This is a genomic window from Cellulosimicrobium cellulans (assembly GCF_042723955.1).
Lineage (GTDB): Bacteria > Actinomycetota > Actinomycetes > Actinomycetales > Cellulomonadaceae > Cellulosimicrobium > Cellulosimicrobium cellulans_H.
This window is the reverse complement of record NZ_JBHXIC010000060.1, coordinates 11609-28380: the sequence shown is the minus strand read 5'-3', so window position 1 is coordinate 28380 and position 16772 is coordinate 11609. Positions and strand designations below refer to the sequence as shown.

Annotated in this window: 15 protein-coding genes; 5 read left to right on the top strand and 10 right to left on the bottom strand. The window is 75.8% G+C overall.

The window, feature by feature from the left end:
• Positions 1–196: 196 nt before the first annotated feature.
• Both ACFWH7_RS15275 and ACFWH7_RS15270 read left to right on the top strand, forming a co-directional pair.
• Positions 197–1192: a hypothetical protein gene (locus tag ACFWH7_RS15275; RefSeq protein WP_378217469.1), complete on the top strand. Its 996-nt coding sequence runs from the start codon at positions 197–199 to the stop codon at positions 1190–1192.
• Between the two features lie 113 nt (positions 1193–1305).
• Entirely contained in the window at positions 1306–3606 is a 2301-nt protein-coding gene (locus ACFWH7_RS15270; RefSeq protein ID WP_378217467.1) for a prolyl oligopeptidase family serine peptidase, read from the top strand.
• A gap of 45 nt (positions 3607–3651) precedes the next feature.
• Here ACFWH7_RS15270 and ACFWH7_RS15265 read toward each other — a convergent pair whose 3' ends face one another.
• The 6 genes from ACFWH7_RS15265 to ACFWH7_RS15240 all read right to left on the bottom strand — a co-directional run bounded on the left by ACFWH7_RS15265 (position 3652) and on the right by ACFWH7_RS15240 (position 7642).
• Positions 3652–4968: an RNA polymerase sigma factor gene (locus ACFWH7_RS15265; protein WP_378217465.1), complete on the bottom strand. Its 1317-nt coding sequence runs from the start codon at positions 4966–4968 to the stop codon at positions 3652–3654.
• A gap of 7 nt (positions 4969–4975) precedes the next feature.
• Positions 4976–5377, bottom strand: coding sequence for a YciI family protein (locus ACFWH7_RS15260; protein ID WP_378217463.1), 402 nt, complete (start codon positions 5375–5377; stop codon positions 4976–4978).
• A gap of 130 nt (positions 5378–5507) precedes the next feature.
• Positions 5508–6074 (bottom strand): RNA polymerase sigma factor, encoded by a 567-nt coding sequence (locus tag ACFWH7_RS15255; protein WP_378217461.1) that lies wholly within the window; start codon positions 6072–6074, stop codon positions 5508–5510.
• 150 nt (positions 6075–6224) lie between these two features.
• Entirely contained in the window at positions 6225–6413 is a 189-nt protein-coding gene (locus tag ACFWH7_RS15250; RefSeq protein ID WP_378217459.1) for a hypothetical protein, read from the bottom strand.
• Positions 6414–6515: 102 nt separating this feature from the next.
• On the bottom strand, positions 6516–6722 hold the full coding sequence (locus ACFWH7_RS15245; RefSeq protein ID WP_047231861.1) for a hypothetical protein: 207 nt from the start codon (positions 6720–6722) through the stop codon (positions 6516–6518).
• Positions 6723–6904: 182 nt separating this feature from the next.
• The gene (locus ACFWH7_RS15240; RefSeq protein ID WP_378217457.1) at positions 6905–7642 is read right to left on the bottom strand and encodes an alpha/beta fold hydrolase; all 738 of its coding nucleotides are present in this window, start codon (positions 7640–7642) and stop codon (positions 6905–6907) included.
• 50 nt (positions 7643–7692) lie between these two features.
• On the opposite strand from ACFWH7_RS15240, the gene ACFWH7_RS15235 reads away from it, so the two are divergent.
• Positions 7693–8454, top strand: a complete 762-nt coding sequence (locus ACFWH7_RS15235; protein WP_378217455.1) for a helix-turn-helix transcriptional regulator — start codon at positions 7693–7695, stop codon at positions 8452–8454.
• Positions 8455–8460: 6 nt separating this feature from the next.
• Here ACFWH7_RS15235 and ACFWH7_RS15230 read toward each other — a convergent pair whose 3' ends face one another.
• The 4 genes from ACFWH7_RS15230 to ACFWH7_RS15215 all read right to left on the bottom strand — a co-directional run bounded on the left by ACFWH7_RS15230 (position 8461) and on the right by ACFWH7_RS15215 (position 11373).
• Positions 8461–9384, bottom strand: a complete 924-nt coding sequence (locus ACFWH7_RS15230) for an alpha/beta fold hydrolase (RefSeq protein ID WP_378217453.1) — start codon at positions 9382–9384, stop codon at positions 8461–8463.
• A 28-nt stretch (positions 9385–9412) separates the two neighbouring features.
• Positions 9413–10144 carry an alpha/beta fold hydrolase gene (locus ACFWH7_RS15225; RefSeq protein WP_378217451.1) on the bottom strand — a complete coding sequence of 244 codons (732 nt, stop codon included), beginning with the start codon at positions 10142–10144 and terminating at the stop codon, positions 9413–9415.
• Positions 10145–10250: 106 nt separating this feature from the next.
• Positions 10251–10616: a VOC family protein gene (locus tag ACFWH7_RS15220; RefSeq protein ID WP_047231866.1), complete on the bottom strand. Its 366-nt coding sequence runs from the start codon at positions 10614–10616 to the stop codon at positions 10251–10253.
• A gap of 61 nt (positions 10617–10677) precedes the next feature.
• Positions 10678–11373 (bottom strand): TetR/AcrR family transcriptional regulator, encoded by a 696-nt coding sequence (locus tag ACFWH7_RS15215; RefSeq protein WP_378217449.1) that lies wholly within the window; start codon positions 11371–11373, stop codon positions 10678–10680.
• Positions 11374–11510: 137 nt separating this feature from the next.
• On the opposite strand from ACFWH7_RS15215, the gene ACFWH7_RS15210 reads away from it, so the two are divergent.
• Both ACFWH7_RS15210 and ACFWH7_RS15205 read left to right on the top strand, forming a co-directional pair.
• On the top strand, positions 11511–14429 hold the full coding sequence (locus ACFWH7_RS15210) for an MMPL family transporter (protein ID WP_378217447.1): 2919 nt from the start codon (positions 11511–11513) through the stop codon (positions 14427–14429).
• Positions 14426–16750, top strand: coding sequence for a hypothetical protein (locus tag ACFWH7_RS15205; protein ID WP_378217445.1), 2325 nt, complete (start codon positions 14426–14428; stop codon positions 16748–16750). The genes ACFWH7_RS15210 and ACFWH7_RS15205 overlap by 4 nt, the downstream gene beginning before the upstream one ends.
• The last annotated feature ends 22 nt before the right edge of the window (positions 16751–16772 follow it).

Below are 16772 nucleotides of genomic sequence, written 5' to 3'. Positions count from 1 at the left end.
CGACATGAGGGTCGTTATGGAGCCCACAACGACCCTCATGTCGTGTTCGGCGGCGGGTGACGTCGTGTTCGACGGCGTCTCGCCGGGGCGCTCGCCGGGCATCCTTGCCGTCCACAGGCCGCGGTTTCCGCTGTCCCGTCCACAGGGGCCGCGGTCGCCGCTGCGGCCGACCCGCCCGGCCTGCTCCGATCGGTGCATGCGCACCGTGACCGCCGTCCCGCCCGAGCTCCTCGCCCTCGCCAGCGCACAGGAGGGCCTGGTCTCCGCGGAGCAGTGCGACCAGCACGGCGTCGGCTCGCACCGGCGCTCTCGTCTCGTGAGGCAGGGCCGGTGGCAACGGATCACCCACGCGGTCCTCGACACGATCCCCACGCCGCTCGGTGGTCGGGACGGCCCGCGCCGCCACGATCACCTGCGGCGCCGGGCCGCCTGGCTCGGGCTGCTCGCCTACGGCCCGGACACGATCGCGGTCGGACCGTGCGCGCTGGTGCTCCTCGGGGTCGAGGGCGTACGCACGGATGTGAGGCCCGAGGTGACGCTCCCCGGGGCGTGCGCCGGACGGTCCCGCGACGGGATCGTGCTGCGGCAGTTCGACGACGGCATGACCGTCACGCAGGTCGAGGGCAGGTGGGTCGCGACGCCGGACTGGGCCCTGGCGCAGGCCGTCCCGGAGATGGGCAGGATGCGCGCCGTCGCCGCGATGGACAGCGCGCGGCACCGTGGCCTCCTGTGCGCCCAGGGGCTCGCGCACGCGCACGACCTGGCGCGCGGTCGGCGCGGTGTCGCACGGACGCACGCCTGGTGGGCGCAGTCGGACGGCCGCGCCGAGTCACCGCTCGAGACGTTCGCACGCCTCGACTGCACGGAGTCCGGCATCGCGCCCGACGACCTGCAGGTGGAGGTGTTCGACGACGGCCGACTCCTCGGTCGCGGCGACCTCGGGTGGCGGCTTCCCGGCGGCCGTTGGCTGATCGCGGAGCTGGACGGCGTCGACGTCCACAGCGAGCCGGCGGCGCTCCTGCGGGACCGGGCCCGACAGAACGACCTCGTCGCGTGCGGTGCCGTGGACCTGTTGCGCTTCACCGGACGAGACGTCACGACCCCAGGGTCGCCGCGCCCGGGCCGTCTGGTCACTGACGTACGTCGGCACCTCACCCGAGCACGACACCACGCGCCGTCGAGCACGACATGAGGGTCGCTATGGACTGCACAACGACCCTCATGTCGTGTTCGGCGGCGGGGCTGGGGCGGGGCTGGGGCGGGGTGGGGGGCGAGCGCGGGTCGCTGCCGTGATAGGACGTACGGGTGAGTAACGACGCCGCCACGCCCGGTACCTCCGAACCGTCCGAGACTCCGTTCCACGATCTCGACCAGTACCTCGCGATCCCGCGGGTCGGGGGGCTCGCGCTCTCGCCCGACGGGGCGCGCCTGGTCACGACCGTGCAGACGCTCGACCCGAAGCGCACCGGGTACCGGGCCGCGCTGTGGGAGGTCGACCCGGCGGGGGAGGCCCCGGCACGTCGGCTCACGCGCAGCACCAAGGGCGAGTCGAGCGCGACGTTCACCGGGGCGGGCGACGTCCTGTTCACCTCGGCCCGGCCCGACCCGGACGGCGGGTCCGACGACGACCCGAAGGCCGCGCTGTGGCTCCTCCCGGCGACGGGCGGCGAGGCGCGCGTCGTCGCGACGGCGCCCGCGGGCGTCAGCGGCCCGCTCGCGGCGACGGACGCGCCCGTCGTGTCGGTCGCGGCGTCGGTGCTCCCGAGCGCCCGCGACCTCGCGCACGACGCCGAGCTCCGGTCCGCGCGCAAGGACGCCAAGGTCGCGGCGATCCTCCACAGCGCGTACCCCGTGCGCCAGTGGGACCACGACCGCGGCCCGGACGAGGCGCACCGGTTCGTCGGCGACCTCACGACCCTCGTCGACGAGCCGGCGCACCCGCTCCCGGACCCGGCCGGGACGGCCGGTGCCGAGCCCGGCGACACCGCCGACCCGGCCCAGGACCCCCGGCTCCTCGACCTGCGTGACGTGACCCGCGGCGTCGAGCAGCGGACCGCCCCGGGCCGCGCGCTGCACGACCACTCCGCCGACCTGTCCGGCGACGGCACGACGCTCGTCACGACGTGGCAGGTCGCGGGGCCCGGGCCGCAGGTGCGCAACACGCTCGTCGCGATCGACACGGCGACGGGCGCGCGCCGCACGCTCGTCGACGAGCCGAGCGCGGAGGCGCACTGGCCCCGCATCTCGCCCGACGGCGCCTGGGTCGCGTTCGTGCGCGAGACCATCTCGTCGCCGCACCAGGCGCCGGAGGAGAGCCTCGCCGTCGTGCCGCTGCACGCGCCGGACGGGCCGGCCGGGACCACGGAGGGGCACGACGACTCCGCGACGACGCGCGCCGAGAACCACGCGACCCCGCGCACGCTCGTGCCGCACTGGGACCGCTGGCCGACGTCGCTGCGCTGGCTCCCCGACGGCTCGGGGCTGCTCGTCACGGCCGACGACGACGGCCGCGGGCCGGTCTTCCTCGTCGCCTTCTCGCCGGACGGCGCCACGGAGAACGGCACGGCCGAGCGCGTGACGAGCGACGACGCGGTGTTCACGGACGTGCAGGTCGCGCCCGACGGACGCACGGCCTACGCGCTGCGCACGAGCTACCTCGAGCCGTCGCACCCGGTCCGTATCGACCTCGGGGCGTTCCTCGGCTCCGGCGCGGCGGGCAGCCGCACGCCCGTGCCCGCGACGCCGCTGCGCGGCCCCGTCGCGACGCCCGACCTCCCGGGCACGCTCGTCGACGTCGAGACCGCCGCGTCGGACGACGTGCGCGTGCGCGGCTGGCTCGCGCTGCCGCACGGCGCGTCCGCGGACGACCCCGCGCCGCTGCTGCTGTGGATCCACGGCGGCCCGCTCGGGTCGTGGAACGCGTGGAGCTGGCGCTGGAACCCGTGGCTCATGGTCGCGCGCGGGTACGCGGTGCTGCTGCCGGACCCGGCGCTGTCGACGGGGTACGGCCAGGACTTCGTGCAGCGCGGCTGGGGTTCGTGGGGCAAGGCCCCGTACACGGACCTGCTCGCGATCACCGACGCGGTGGAGGCGCGCCCCGAGGTCGACGCGACCCGCACGGCCGCGATGGGCGGGTCGTTCGGCGGGTACATGGCGAACTGGGTCGCGGGTCACACCGACCGCTTCCGCGCGATCGTCACCCACGCGAGCCTGTGGGCGCTCGACCAGTTCGGCCCGACGACGGACCACGCGTACTACTGGGCGCGCGAGATGACGCCGGAGATGGCGCTCGAGAACAGCCCGCACCGGTTCGTGGGCGACATCGTCACCCCGATGCTCGTGATCCACGGTGACAAGGACTACCGCGTCCCGATCGGCGAGGGGCTGCGGCTCTGGTACGAGCTGCTCCAGTCGTCGGGCCTGCCGGCCGGAGCCGACGGGGAGACGGTGCACCGGTTCCTGTTCTACCCCGACGAGAACCACTGGATCCTCCAGCCGCAGCACGCGAAGGTCTGGTACCAGGTGGTGCTCGCGTTCCTCGCGGAGCACGTGCTCAGGTCCACGCCGGGAGAGGGCGACGCGGCACTGCCGACGACGCTCGGCTGAGCACGGGGCGACCCGCTCGACGCCGGGGGAGGCGCTCGGGCTCCGTCACGGGAGGGCGCGCAGCCGTGCCGCGCGGAGCGTGAGGTAGTCGCGCTCCGCGGGGCTCGGCGTCGCCGCCGCGGCGGCCACGTACTGCCCGACGGCGGCCCGCGTCTCTCCCGCCCGCTCCAGCAGGTGCGCGCGCACGGCGGGCAGCCGGTGGCTCGTCGCCAGGGCGTCGTCGAGGCCGTCGAGGAGGGCGAGGCCCGCGCGGGGGCCGTCGACCATCGCGACGGCGACCGCACGGTTGAGCGTGACGTGCGGGCTCGGGTCGAGGCGCTCGAGCAGCGAGTACAGCGCGAGGACCCGCTCCCAGTCCGTCGCGTCCGTGCTCGGCGCCTGCGCGTGCAGCGCCGCGACCGCGGCCTGGACCTGGTACGACCCGACGAGCCCGTGCGGGAGCGTCGCGGTGACGATCCGGACGCCCTCGACGATCTCGGCGTTGTCCCAGCGGGAACGGTCCTGCTCGGCGAGCGGCACGAGCTCGCCGCGCGGACCGGTCCGGGCGCCGCGCCGGGCGTCCGTGAGGAGCATGAGCGCGAGCAGGCCGCCGACCTCCGGGTCGTCGGGCAGCAGCGCGTGCACCGTCCGGGCCAGCCGGATCGCCTCGCCGGACAGGTCCGCGCGCCGCAGGTGCGGCCCCGAGGTCGCCGTGTGGCCCTCGGTGAACACGACGTAGAGGACGCGCAGGACCGCGGCGAGCCGCGCGTCCCACTCGCCCGGCCCCGGGGTCGCGAACGGGCGGTCGAGCGCGGCGAGGCGCCGCTTCGCGCGCGTGATGCGCTGGGTCATGGTCGCCTCGGGGACGCCGAACGCGCGCGCGATCTCCGCCGTCGTGAGCCCACCGACGGCCCGCAGCGTCAGTGCGACGGCGCTCGCGGGCGGCAGGTCGGGGTGGCAGCAGAGGAAGAAGAGGGTGAGCGAGTCGTCGACGCCCCCCGGGCCCGCGCCGGCCTCGCCCTCTCCCGGCACCCCGTCGGGCGCGTCCGGCGCCCGCGGGGCCCCGGCCGCGCCCGTGAGCCCGGCCGGGGCGAGCCGCGCCGACACCGGGTCCCGGCGCGCCGTCGTCTCCTCCCGACGGTGGCGCGCGACGTCGGCCCGGACCGTGTCCACTAGCCGGCGCTCGGCGACCCGCACGAGCCAGGCCCGCGGATCGTCGGGGAGCCCGTCCGTAGGCCAGCGGGTCGCGGCCGCGAGCAAGGCCTCCTGGAGCGCGTCCTCGGCGTCGGCGAGGTCGCCGCAGCGCCTGACCAGGAGGCCGAGGACGCGCGGCCGGAGGTCCCGCAGCAGGTCCTCGACCGGCTCGGGGGCGGTGGCGGTCACGTGGCGGTCACTGCTCGGACGCGGGCGCGCTCATGACCTGGCGGACCTCGATGTACTCGCCGATCGGGGCGCCTCCCGGGCCGGGAGCGGCTGACGCCTGCGCCGCGATCTCGACCGCGCGGTCCTGGCTGTCGACGTCGACGATCCAGTAGCCCGCGAGGAACTCCTTCGACTCGGGGAACGGGCCGTCGGTGACGACGGGCGCCGTGCGGCCGTCGGACATGACGACGACGGCCTGGTCCGGCCCGGCCAGCCCCTGGGCGTCGACCAGCTCGCCCGACGCCGCGAGCTGCTCGCCGAGCGCCCGCTGGAACGCGATGTGCGCCTCGACGTCCTCCGGCGCCCACTCGTGGATCGGGAGGTCGCAGTGCGCCGCCTGGGTGTAGGTCTTCACCAGCATGTACCGCATGGTCGGTTCCTTCCGTCGGTCGGCGCCCCGTCGGCGCCGTCACGGGGAGGTCGGAGCCGACCGGCCGCTCCCGACAGGTCTCGGCCGCAAGTTCGTGTGAACTGGATCACAGTACATTCGACCCGGCGGGTCAGGGGTGGGCGCGGAGCTGGGCCAGGCCGCGGCGCGCGTGGCTCTTCACCGTGCCGAGCGGGAGGCCGGTCTCGGCCGCGACCTGGGCGTGCGTGCGCCCCTGCGCGTACACGAGCCGCACCACCCGGCGTCGCTCGGGGGCCAGACGGCGCAGCGCGTCCTCGAGGTCGACCCGGGCGGCGACGTCGTCAGCCGGGTCGGGGACGGTCGTCGCGAGCCGTGGTCGAGACGCTGCCTCGCGCCGCCGGGCCTCGCGCGCCCGCGCCCGGAGGAGGTCGGTGGCCACGTGGCGCGCGATGCCCAGCAGCCAGACGGGCAGGTCGCCGCGCGCGGGGTCGAACCGGTCGCGCGAGCGCCACGCGGCGAGGAAGACGAGCTGCGTCGCGTCGTCGGCGTCCGCCGGGTCGCCCAGGCGCCGGGCGACGACGGCGCGGACGAGCGGGGCCCAGCGGGAGTACGCGGCGGGAAGGTCGAGCTCGGCGCCGCCGACACCCTTGCCGTCCGGACCGCCGGGCGCGCGCTCGTCCCGCCTCGCGCCCTGCTCGGCGCGGGGGACACGTGCCACGGTCCCGACCATCGCGTCACCGGCCCTCGTCGTCCTCCTCCCAGTGTCGGACGCCGCGTCGTGGGACGCGAGGTCGCGCGCTCCGGGGCCGGGACGGCGGCGGTGGTGGCGGCCGGTGGTGGTGGGTGGGCGGCCGTGGTCAGGCGGGCGTCAGCGGTGCACCGGGCGGCGCTGGTGGACGTGCCGGTCGTGCACGGCCTTGCCGAGCTCGTAGATCGAGCCGACGAGGATCGCGGTGATGATGAGCGCACCGAAGATCAGGAACCACTGCGACATGCCGTTCCCCACCCCCGTGACGCCGATCGTCCCGCCGGATCCGGCAGCGAGCGACGCGAACATGGCGACCTCCTCCCGAGGGGGCGGACGTGCCCTCTCGTCCGGGGTTCGCCCGCAGGCCCGCGTACGGATGCGGCCCGGGGACCCGGGTCCGGGGGTTCCGCGTCAGGCGACGGTGGACGGGAGCGGGGCGAACGCAGCACGCCAGCGGCGCACGAGGCGCCGGTCGGCCGCACCCCGGGCCGCGGCCCACGCGCAGTGCTGGGTCGTCTCGCGGTGCTCCAGCAGGGCGTCGCGGTCGTGCTCGAGGGCCCAGAGCAGGGCCGTGCGCACCTCGGTGCGCGAGGGGGCGGAGGGCAGGGTGTCGTGCATGGTCCGTCTCGTCGTCGGTCGGTCTTCGGGCGGCCTGGTGACCGCTTTCACCCGACAAGACGGCACAAGTCGCCGTCTGTGACGCGAGTTCGGTGACTTTTTTCCGGAGAACGTGTGATGCCGGTCGCACGGCCCTCCCGTGCGACCGGCTCACGACCTGGCCGTGCGGCGCGGGGCGTCGATCAGGAGACCGCGTCGACCAGCGCGGTCGCGAGGTCGCGCGGGCGCGAGAGCATCGGCCAGTGCCCGGTGGGCAGGTCGACGTACGTGAGGTCCGTGAGCTCCCCCAGCTCGGTGTGCAGGGGAGGGCCGGGGTGCGCGAGCTCGGCGAGCACGGCCGACGGGATCGACGAGCAGATCACCGTCGCGGGGACGTCCAGGCGAGCCGGGTTCGTCAGGTGCACCGTGCCGCGTGCGACCGGGCCGGGCGTCGGCACCGCGCGCTCGCGGAACCGTGCGAGCGCCGTGTCGTCCAGGCCGTCGAGGCTCGACCCGTCCTCGGCCAGCGTCTCCCAGTCGGGCAGCGGGACCTCGGCGGCGTCGGCCGGGAGGCCGGGCGAGAGCGCGGCGCCGTCGGCGAGGGGGCCGGTGTCGACGTAGACGATCCGCTCGATCCGGGCCGGGTCGCGGTCGGCGACCTGCTGCACGACCGGCCCGCCGCCGCTGTGGCCGACCAGCGCGACCCGTCCGTCGAGCCCGTCGACGAGCCGCGCGACCGCGTCCACGTGGTCCTCGCGCGTGACCCGGGCGCGGTCCTGCGCGGTCGCACCGGGGTCCAGGCCGGGGAGGGTCACGGCGTGCGGGACGAGGCCGGCGGCCTCGAGGTGGGGGACGACGCCGTCCCACGCCCAGGCGCCCAGCCAGAAGCCGGGGACGAGGACGACGTGGAGGGGCTGCTCGGTCGTGTCGTGGTTGCTCATGCACCCACCTTCGCAGGGCATCGGTGACACCTGTCTGTCACCATCATCGGGTGAACAGGACGGAGCGTCTCTACGCGATCGCGGAGGAGCTGCGGCGGGCGGGGCGGACCGGGACGACGGGTCCACGCCTCGCGGCGGCGCTCGAGGTGAGCGAGCGGACGATCAAGCGCGACGTGGCCGCGCTGCAGCAGGCCGGTCTGACGATCTGGGCCCAGGCCGGTCCCGGTGGTGGCTACGTGCTCGACCCGAGCGCGTCGCTGCCGCCGGTCAACTTCACGCCCGGCCAGGCGGTCGCCGTCGCGGTCGCGCTCGCGACGCTCCCGCCCGGCAGCCCGTTCGCGGTCGACGCGCTCGCCGCGCGCGGCAAGGTGTGGGACGCGCTCGCGGCCGGGGACCGCGAGCGGGCCGAGGCGCTCGCCGCGCGGGTGTGGGTCCGCCACGACGCCCCGGACGCGTCGCCGGACGCCTCCACCGCAGCCAGTGGGGACGTCGTGGGGCGCGCACGGTCGCACCTGGGGGTGCTGCGCGCCGTCGAGCAGGCGCTCGCCGGGTCGCGCGTGCTCGCGATCCGCTACCGGGACGGCCGGGGCGCGACGTCGTCGCGCCGGGTCGAGCCCGTGCTGCTCGCCCACACCGACGGGCGCTGGTACCTCGTCGCGTGGTGCCGGTCGCGCGAGGCGATCCGCTGGTTCCGGCTCGAGCGCGTCGAGCGCGCCGACCTCACCGTCGAGTCGTACGCGCCCCGTCCGGTCGCGGACGTCGGGGACCCGCCCGTGGGCGCGACGGCGGTGTACGACCCCGACACGGGATGACGCGCGTCAGCCGTCGGTCGGGCGCCGCACCAGGTCGAGGACGGCCCGCGCGAATGCCTCGGGGGCCTCGGCGGGCAGGTCGTGACCCGCGTGCGGCACCTGGCGGTGCTCGCGCGGCCCGCCGAAGAACCGCGCCGTCGCCGACCCGTCCGTCGCGGGGAAGTTGCCGTCGGCGAGCCCGTCGAGGGTGATCGTCGGGACGTCGATCCGGGGCAGCGCCGCGAGGCGTCGCTCGAGGTCCTCGTACGCGGGGTCACCCGGCGCGAGACCGAGCCGGTGGCGGTAGGAGTGGACGACGACGTCGACGTAGGCGGGGTTGTCGAAGGCCTCGGCGGCGCGCGCGAGCTCGGCGTCGGTGAACGACCGCTCGGGTGAGTTCCGGGTCCAGACGACGCGCGCGACCTCGGCCCGGTTCTGCGCGAGCCCGCGCCGGCCGCGCTCGGTCGAGAAGTACCAGAAGTACCAGAACCCGGCCTCGAGGTCGGGCCGGATCGGCGTCTGCGCAGCGGCGACGTCCTGGACGAGGTAGCCGTTGACCGAGACCAGGCCGTGGACGCGTTCCGGCCAGAGCGCCGCGACGACGCACGCGGCGCGCCCGCCCCAGTCGTACCCGGCGAGCACGGGGGAGCGGAGGTCGAGCGCGTCGAGGAGCGCGAGCAGGTCGGAGCCCAGGGCGCCCTGCTGGCCGGAGCGCATCGCGCCCGGGTCGCGGAACGTCGTCGGCCCGTGGCCGCGCAGGTAGGGCACGATCACGCGCAGCCCCTCGGCGGCGAGCAGCGAGACCACGTCGACGTAGCTGTGCACGTCGTACGGGTAGCCGTGCAGGAGCACCGCGGGCGGTCCGGCGGGGTCGCCCGCCTCCACGTACCCGACGGTGAGCGGTCCGGCGTCGACCGTCGAGACCGGTCCGAGCGCGGTGGTGGTGATCATCGTCGTCTCCTCGCTCTCCGGGGCGCCGTCAGGCCGCGGCCGTGCGCGACGCGCCGACGGCGGCGAGCACCGTGCGGGCGACCCGGTCCGGCGCGGAGACCGCGACGGCGTGCGACGCGCCCTCCACCTCGTCCACGCCGCGCGCCGCGGCGCGCTCCGCCATCCAGCGGTGCGCCGCGACCGGGATGGTGCGGTCCTCGGAGCCGAACACGAACCAGGACGGCACGGCCTTCCAGGCCGGGGTGCCGGCGAGCAGCATCTGGTTCAGCGCGACGTCCGTGACGGGGCGCTGCGTCCGGGCGGCGACGTAGGCGTCCTCCTCCGGGAGGTCCGCGGCGAACTGCGCGTGGTACGCGTCGGGACGGATCCACAGATCGTCGACGTCGTCGACGAGCGACGTGCTCTCCAGCGCGCCGGCGAGCGTGCTGCCGGGGAACCGGCCCGCGAGGTCGGCCGCGCTCTCGCCCGTGTCGGGGGCGAACGCGGCTACGTAGACGAGGCCGACGACGTCCCCCAGTCCCTCGGCCGCGGCCTCCGTGACGACCATGCCGCCGTAGGAGTGGCCGACGAGCACGAGCGGGCGCCCGGCGTCGCCGACGGCGTCGCGCAGGTACTGCGCGTCGGTCACGACGCTGCGCAGGGGGTTCGCGAGTGCGAGCGTGTCGACGTCGTGCGCGCGGAGCCGGGCGATCACGCCCGACCAGCTCGCGGACTCGGCGAACGCGCCGTGCAGGAGCACGACGAGCGGGTTCTCGGGCATGGCTCTCTCCTCCGTCGGTCGGCGGACGGACCGGGCGAGCCGCCACGGGGCGTCCTGATGACCGTTCGACCGAGGAGGGACGGCGGGCGTGACACCGCCGCCGGAGTCAGTCCCCGCGCAGCACGCAGAACTCGTTGCCCTCGACGTCGGCCATGACGACGAACGTGTCCGCCTCGCCCTGCCCGACGTCGACGCGGCGTGCGCCGAGCCCCTCGAGCCGCGCGACGTCGGCCGCCTGGGTGGACGAGGAGAAGTCCAGGTGCACGCGGTTCTTGACCGCCTTGCCCTCGGGGACCCGCTGGAAGACGAGACTCGGCGGGCCGAGCACCGTCTCGCCGTCGCGCGGGTAGAGCACGGCCTCGCCGTGCGGTCCGGTCTCGCGCCCCGTCCAGCCGAGCGCGGCCTGCCAGAAGTCCGCCACGACGGCGGGGTCGGCGCAGTCGACGACGGCGCCGCTGAAGGTGAGGGTCATGCGGCCAGTGTGACGTGCGCCACCCACAAGGTCGCGTCGCGTCGCGAGGCGAGGCGCGGCGTCAGGCCGCGTCGGGGTCCGGCTCGACGAGCCGCCCGACGAGCGCAGGCAGCCAGTCCGCGGCCTGCGCGCGCCGCACCGCGTTGTCGCCGGCGGGGCCGAGGAACGCATCCCTGGCCGCGCACGTGTAGGCGCTGATGAGCACGCGCGTGGCTCCCGCGGCATCGATCGCGAAGCGCATCCCGACGCTCGTGAGCACGCGCGTGAGGATGTCCGCGAGCTCCGCCCGGAAGGACTCCTCCTGGTCCGCGAACCGCGCGGCGACCTGCGGGTCGCGCAGCGCCAGCAGCTCGAGCTCGGCGTTCATCAGGCACCAGCGGCGCTCGTCCCGCGGGTCGTCCATGACGGCCGCGACGATCGTGGCGATCGCCTCGGGCGCGATGACGCCGTCGCGCACCGGGTCCTCGGGCAGGTGCTCGACGGCGGCCTCGAGGCTGCGCATGCGCATCCGGATCTCGCGCTCGCTGAGGGCGAGGAACAGCGACTCCTTGGTCTCGAAGTTCGAGTAGAAGGCGCCGCGCGTGAAGCCCGCGGCCTCGCACACCGCCTCGATCGACGTGCCGTTGATGCCGTGCTCGGCGAACAGCCCGTAGGCGGCGTCGAGCAGGCGCTCGCGCGTGCGCTCGCGACGCGGAGAGAGGGGGGTCTCGCTCTCGGCGCCGCGGTCGACTCGGGTCGGGTCGAGGTCGGTGGTCACGCCGCACATGCTCCCACTGTCGGACGGCGCCACCCGCACGGGCGGCCTTGCGATACACGAGTGTATCCGATACGGTCACGCATCGGATACAGCGGCGTATCCTGAAATCCGTCTGCACTCTCCCCGGGAGGCCGCTCGTGTCCTCAGCGCTGTACTCGCTCGGCCGCTGGGCGGTCGGGGCGCGCCGGCTGGTCCTCGCCGCGTGGATCGGGATCCTCGTCCTCGCCGGGGCGCTCGCGGGACTCGTGGGCCAGGGCCTCGACGACGAGGTGACGATCCCCGGCACCGAGTCCCAGGCGGCGCTCGACCGTCTCGCGGCGACGTTCCCCCAGGTCAGCGGCGCATCCGCACAGGTCGTCGTCGTCGCGCCCGACGGCTCCACCATCGAGGACGACGCCGTCCGCGCACCCGTGGAGGACGCCGTCACCGCGCTCGGCGACGTCGACGGCGTCGCCGCCATCACCTCGCCCTACGACGACACCATGACCGCGTCGATCAGCGACGACGACGTCGCGACGCTCATGACCATCCAGCTCGACGAGGGCCAGAGCGAGGTCACCGACGCCACGAAGGACGCGCTCGGCGACGTCGTCGACGACCTCGCCGCGGCCCTGCCCGACGGCGCCCAGGCCGCGCTCGGCGGCCAGCTCTTCAGCACCGAGTTCCCGACGCTCACCGTCACCGAGGCCCTCGGCCTCCTCGTCGCGCTCGTCGTGCTCGTCCTCACGTTCGGCTCGTTCGTCGCCGCAGGGCTGCCGCTCCTCAACGCCGTCGTGGGGGTCGGCGTGAGCATGGGCCTGCTGTTCGCGGCGACCGCCGTCGCGCAGATCAACTCCACGACCCCGATGCTCGCCGTGATGCTCGGCCTCGCCGTCGGCATCGACTACGCGCTGTTCATCGTGTCTCGGCACCGCGACGAGCTCGCCAGCGGTCTGAGCGTCGAGGAGGCCGCCGCCCGGTCCGTCGCGACGGCGGGCTCCGCCGTCATCTTCGCGGGCCTCACCGTGATGATCGCGCTCGTGGGGCTCGGCGTCGCCGGCATCCCGTTCCTCACCGTCATGGGCGTCGCCGCCGCCGTCGGCGTCGGCCTCGCGGTCCTCGTCTCGATCACGCTGCTGCCCGCCATGCTGGGGTTCGCGGGAGAGCGGCTCCGCCCGAAGGCTCCGCGCCGGCGTGGGCGACGGCGTGCGGTCGCGGGAGCGGACGGCGGAGGGTCGGCCGGGGCGACCGAGTCGCCCGGGCGACGGGCCGGACGAGCGGCCGCCGCGGACCCGACCACAGGCGCCTTGAGCTCGACGGCGACCACAGAGCACCGCAACCGGTTCTTCGCGGGGTGGGTGCGGACCGTCACGCGGATCCCGCTGCTGACGATCGGGCTCGTCGTCGCGGCGATCGTGCTGCTGACGCTGCCGGCGCGGGACCTGCAGCTCGCGCTGCCGGACGCGGGGACGCTGCCCGAGGACAACCAGGCGCGCGTCACGTACGACCTGGTGTCGGCGCACTTCGGGCCCGGCTTCAACGGCCCGCTCATCGTCACGGGGACGATCGTCACGTCGACGGACCCGGTCGGTCTCATGGACGACCTGGGCGACGAGATCGCGGACCTGCCGGGCGTGGCCGACGTCCCGCTCGCGACGCCCAACCTCACCGCGGACACCGGCATCGTGCAGGTCGTCCCGACGGGCGCGCCGGACTCCGCGGAGACCAAGGACCTCGTCACGGAGATCCGCGCGCAGCACGACCACTTCCTCGACGAGTACGGCGTGGACCTCGCGGTCACGGGGTTCACGGCGGTCGGGATCGACGTGTCCGCGAAGCTGGGGGCGGCGCTGCTACCGTTCGCGTTCGTCGTCGTCGGACTCTCGCTCGTGCTGCTGACGATGGTGTTCCGGTCGGTCGCGGTGCCGATCAAGGCGACGCTCGGCTACCTGTTCTCGGTGGGCGCGGCGTTCGGCGTCGTGACGCTCGTGTTCGAGCACGGGTTCCTCGCGGACGCACTCCACGTCACGCGGCTCGGCCCGGTGATCTCGTTCATGCCGATCGTGCTCATGGGCGTGCTGTTCGGCCTCGCGATGGACTACGAGGTGTTCCTCGTGGCGCGCATCCGCGAGGACTACGTGCACTCGGGCCAGGCGCGGCGGTCGATCTTTACGGGGTTCCAGGCATCGGCGAAGGTCGTCACCGCGGCCGCGGTCATCATGTTCGCCGTGTTCGTGGCGTTCGTGCCCGAGGGCGACATGAGCCTCAAACCGATCGCGCTGGGGCTCGCGGTCGGCGTGCTCGTCGACGCGTTCGTCGTGCGCATGACGCTCGTGCCCGCCGTGCTCGCGATGCTCGGCGACAAGGCGTGGTGGATGCCGCGCTGGCTCGACCGGGTGCTGCCGTCGTTCGACGTCGAGGGCGAGGGTCTGTCCAAGGAGCTTGCGCTCGCGGACTGGCCGGAGCCCGGCAGCACGGACGCCGTCGTCGCGCACGACCTCGTGGTCGCCGGGGCGCACGGCCCGCTCGCCGCGCCGGTCACGGTGCGGGTGCCCGACGGCGGGTCGCTCGTCGTGCACGGGACGTCGCCCGCAGCGGTGTCGGGAGTCGTCCTGGCGCTCGCCGGGCGCCTCAGGCCGGCCGCGGGAGCGCTCAAGGTGACGGGCCTCGTCCTGCCCGAGCGCGCGCTGAGCGTGCGCCGCCGAGTCGCGCTCGTCGACCTCGCGGCCGACGTCGCGGCGCTGCCGGGCGACGCGCCCGCGCCCGCCGCGCACCGCGTGCCCGCCGCGGCGAGCGTCGCCGCGCTGCTGCGCGAGGACCCGCGGCTGCTCGCCGTCGTCGGGACGGACGCGGTGACGTCCCCCGCCGAGAGGGCTGCTCTGTCCGAGGTGCTCGCCCGGGCGGCCGCACGCGGCACGGCGGTCGTCCTGGGCGCCGTCGGGCCCGCGCCGACCGATCTCGCCCCACCGGGGACGCACGTGCTCGACCTCCACGCCCCCGATCCCGCCCACGCGGTGCCCGCCCCCACCGACCCGGCGGCCGTCGTCGGCCCGCGCACCGAGGAGGTGCCCGCATGAGCGTCTTCCCGCCCGACACGGCACAGGCCGACCCGACCACCCCGGACGCACCGTCGCCCGCCGGCACCAGGGCCCGGCTCGACGCGCGACGCCTCTGGACCGTCGTCGCCGCCGTCGCGCTGCCCCTCGCGGTGCTGGGCCTGCTGCTGTGGGCGCTGTGGAACCCGCAGGAGCGGCTCGACACGGTGAAGGCGGCGATCGTCAACCTCGACGAGCCCGTCGAGGTCGACGGCCAGACCGTCCCGCTGGGACGTCAGCTCACGGCCGGGCTCGTGAGCGGGGGTGCCGCCTCGACGGACACCGGACCGGTCGCCGTGCAGCCCGACCCCGGCACGACGAACTACGACTGGGTCATCACCGACGCCGACGACGCCGCGTCCGGGCTCGCCGACGGCACCTACTCGGCCGTCGTGACGATCCCGGAGGACTTCTCCGCGGCGGCCACGTCGTTCAGCGGCGACGCGTCCGACGCGACCCAGGCCACGCTGATCGTCGAGACGGCGCCCGGCGGACGGGTCGTGGACGAGGCGCTCGCGCGCATCGTCACGACCACCGCCACCTCCGTGCTCGGCACGACGCTCACCGAGAACTACGTCGACGGCGTGCTCGTCGGCTTCACGACCCTGAACGAGCAGCTCGGCGAGGCCGCGGACGGCGCCGGCCAGCTCGCCGACGGTGCGTCCCAGGCCAGCGACGGGGCGACGCAGCTCGCGTCCGGCGCAGGCGAGCTCGCGACCGGTGCCGGGGCGCTCGCGTCCGGTGTCGGCGAGCTCGGCTCGGGTGCGGACCAGCTCGCGTCCGGCGTGGGCGACCTCGCGACCGGGGCGCGGGGCGTCGCCACCGGGTCGCGGCAGGTCGCGGACGGGGTCGCGCAGTCCGCGTCCGGCGCGGGCTCGCTCGCGACCGGCGCCCAGGGTCTGGCCGACGGCGTCGCGGGCGTCTCGGGCGGAGCGTCCGACCTCGCGGGCGGACTCGGCACGCTCGACGCCTCGATCGCGGCCGTCCCCCTCCCCGGTGGAGGGTCCACGTCGCTCCCGGCGCTCGGGACGAGGCTCGCGACGGGGTCGCGCGACGTCGCCGGCGGGCTCGCGCAGGTGGTCGCCGGGATCGAGCAGCAGAAGGTCCAGGCGGGGTGCGCGGCCGACCCGACGTCGCCCGCCTGCGTGGCGCTCGACCAGCAGCTCGCCGCACTGCGGCCGCTCGCGGTCGGCGCGGCCGAGGTCGCGGCGGGCAACGCCGCCCTGGCCGGGGCGCCGTCGGGCGCGAACGGGCCCACCGGGCTCTACGCCCTCGCGGCCGGGGTCGACCAGGCCGCGCAGGGCGCGGACCGGCTCGCGAGCGGTGCGGCGCAGGCCGCCACGGGCGCGGCGGGCGTGGCCGGGGGAGCGCGCGACCTCTCGACGGGGCTCGGGCAGCTGGCGACCGGCGCCGACCAGGTGGCCGACGGAGCCGCGCAGCTCGCCGGTGGTGCGGGCGAGCTGTCGACGGGGGCGGACGGGCTCGCGACGGGTGTCGGGGCGCTCGGGACGGGCGCCGACCAGCTCGCGACCGGGACCCAGGACCTGGCGACGGGCGCTGGCGACCTCGCGGGCGGCGTCGGGCAGCTCGCGGACGGGACGACCGAGCTGGCCCAGGGGCTCGGCGACGCGACCGAGCAGATCCCCTCCTACACGGACGCGGAGCGCGAGAACCTCTCGGCGGTCGTCGCGGACCCGGTCTCCGCGCCTGGTGTCGACGACCTCGGCACCGGGTCGACCGGCCCGCTGTTCGCCGTCCTCGCCCTGTGGCTCGGGGCGCTCGCGATCTTCGTCGCCTTCCCGCCCGTGTCCGCCAAGCTCCTCGGGTCGACGCGGACCGCGGGACGGCTCGCGCTCGCCGCGCTCGCGCTGCCGGCGGGGATCGCCGCGGCGACGGGTCTCGTGGTCGGCGGCGTCCTCGCCGCGGTCGAGGGGGCGAGCGTGGGCGGCTGGATCGGTCTGCTCGCGGTCGGGGCGCTCGCGTCGGTGGTCTTCGTCGCGCTCAACCAGGCGCTCGCCGCGCTGCTCGGGAACGTGGGGCGCGCGATCAGCCTGCTCGTGGCGGTGCTGCTCGTCGCGACCGGCATCGTCGCGACGGTCCCCGCCGCGCTCACGGGCCTGCGCGACGTCCTGCCCGTGGGCTCGGCGCTCCGCCTGCTCGCGTCGATCATCGACCCGGGAGCGGCCGGAGGGGCGGGTGACGCCGTCGCGCTCGTGCTGTGGGGCCTTGCCTCCGTCGCGGTGACGACGCTCGTCGTCGCGCGCCGCCGGTCGGTCCGCGTGGAGCAGCTGCTCCGCGCCTGAGCCGGGGTCTGGCGCCGAGCGC

What these genes read in the sequence shown, in the direction of transcription:
- ACFWH7_RS15245 (WP_047231861.1), bottom strand. Translation starts at nt 6,722, where the DNA reads ATGCACGACACCCTGCCCTCCGCCCCCTCGCGCACCGAGGTGCGCACG.
- ACFWH7_RS15230 (WP_378217453.1), bottom strand. Translation starts at nt 9,384, where the DNA reads ATGATCACCACCACCGCGCTCGGACCGGTCTCGACGGTCGACGCCGGA.
- ACFWH7_RS15205 (WP_378217445.1), top strand. Translation starts at nt 14,426, where the DNA reads ATGAGCGTCTTCCCGCCCGACACGGCACAGGCCGACCCGACCACCCCG.
- ACFWH7_RS15260 (WP_378217463.1), bottom strand. Translation starts at nt 5,377, where the DNA reads ATGCGGTACATGCTGGTGAAGACCTACACCCAGGCGGCGCACTGCGAC.
- ACFWH7_RS15250 (WP_378217459.1), bottom strand. Translation starts at nt 6,413, where the DNA reads ATGTTCGCGTCGCTCGCTGCCGGATCCGGCGGGACGATCGGCGTCACG.
- ACFWH7_RS15275 (WP_378217469.1), top strand. Translation starts at nt 197, where the DNA reads ATGCGCACCGTGACCGCCGTCCCGCCCGAGCTCCTCGCCCTCGCCAGC.
- ACFWH7_RS15220 (WP_047231866.1), bottom strand. Translation starts at nt 10,616, where the DNA reads ATGACCCTCACCTTCAGCGGCGCCGTCGTCGACTGCGCCGACCCCGCC.
- ACFWH7_RS15240 (WP_378217457.1), bottom strand. Translation starts at nt 7,642, where the DNA reads ATGAGCAACCACGACACGACCGAGCAGCCCCTCCACGTCGTCCTCGTC.
- ACFWH7_RS15225 (WP_378217451.1), bottom strand. Translation starts at nt 10,144, where the DNA reads ATGCCCGAGAACCCGCTCGTCGTGCTCCTGCACGGCGCGTTCGCCGAG.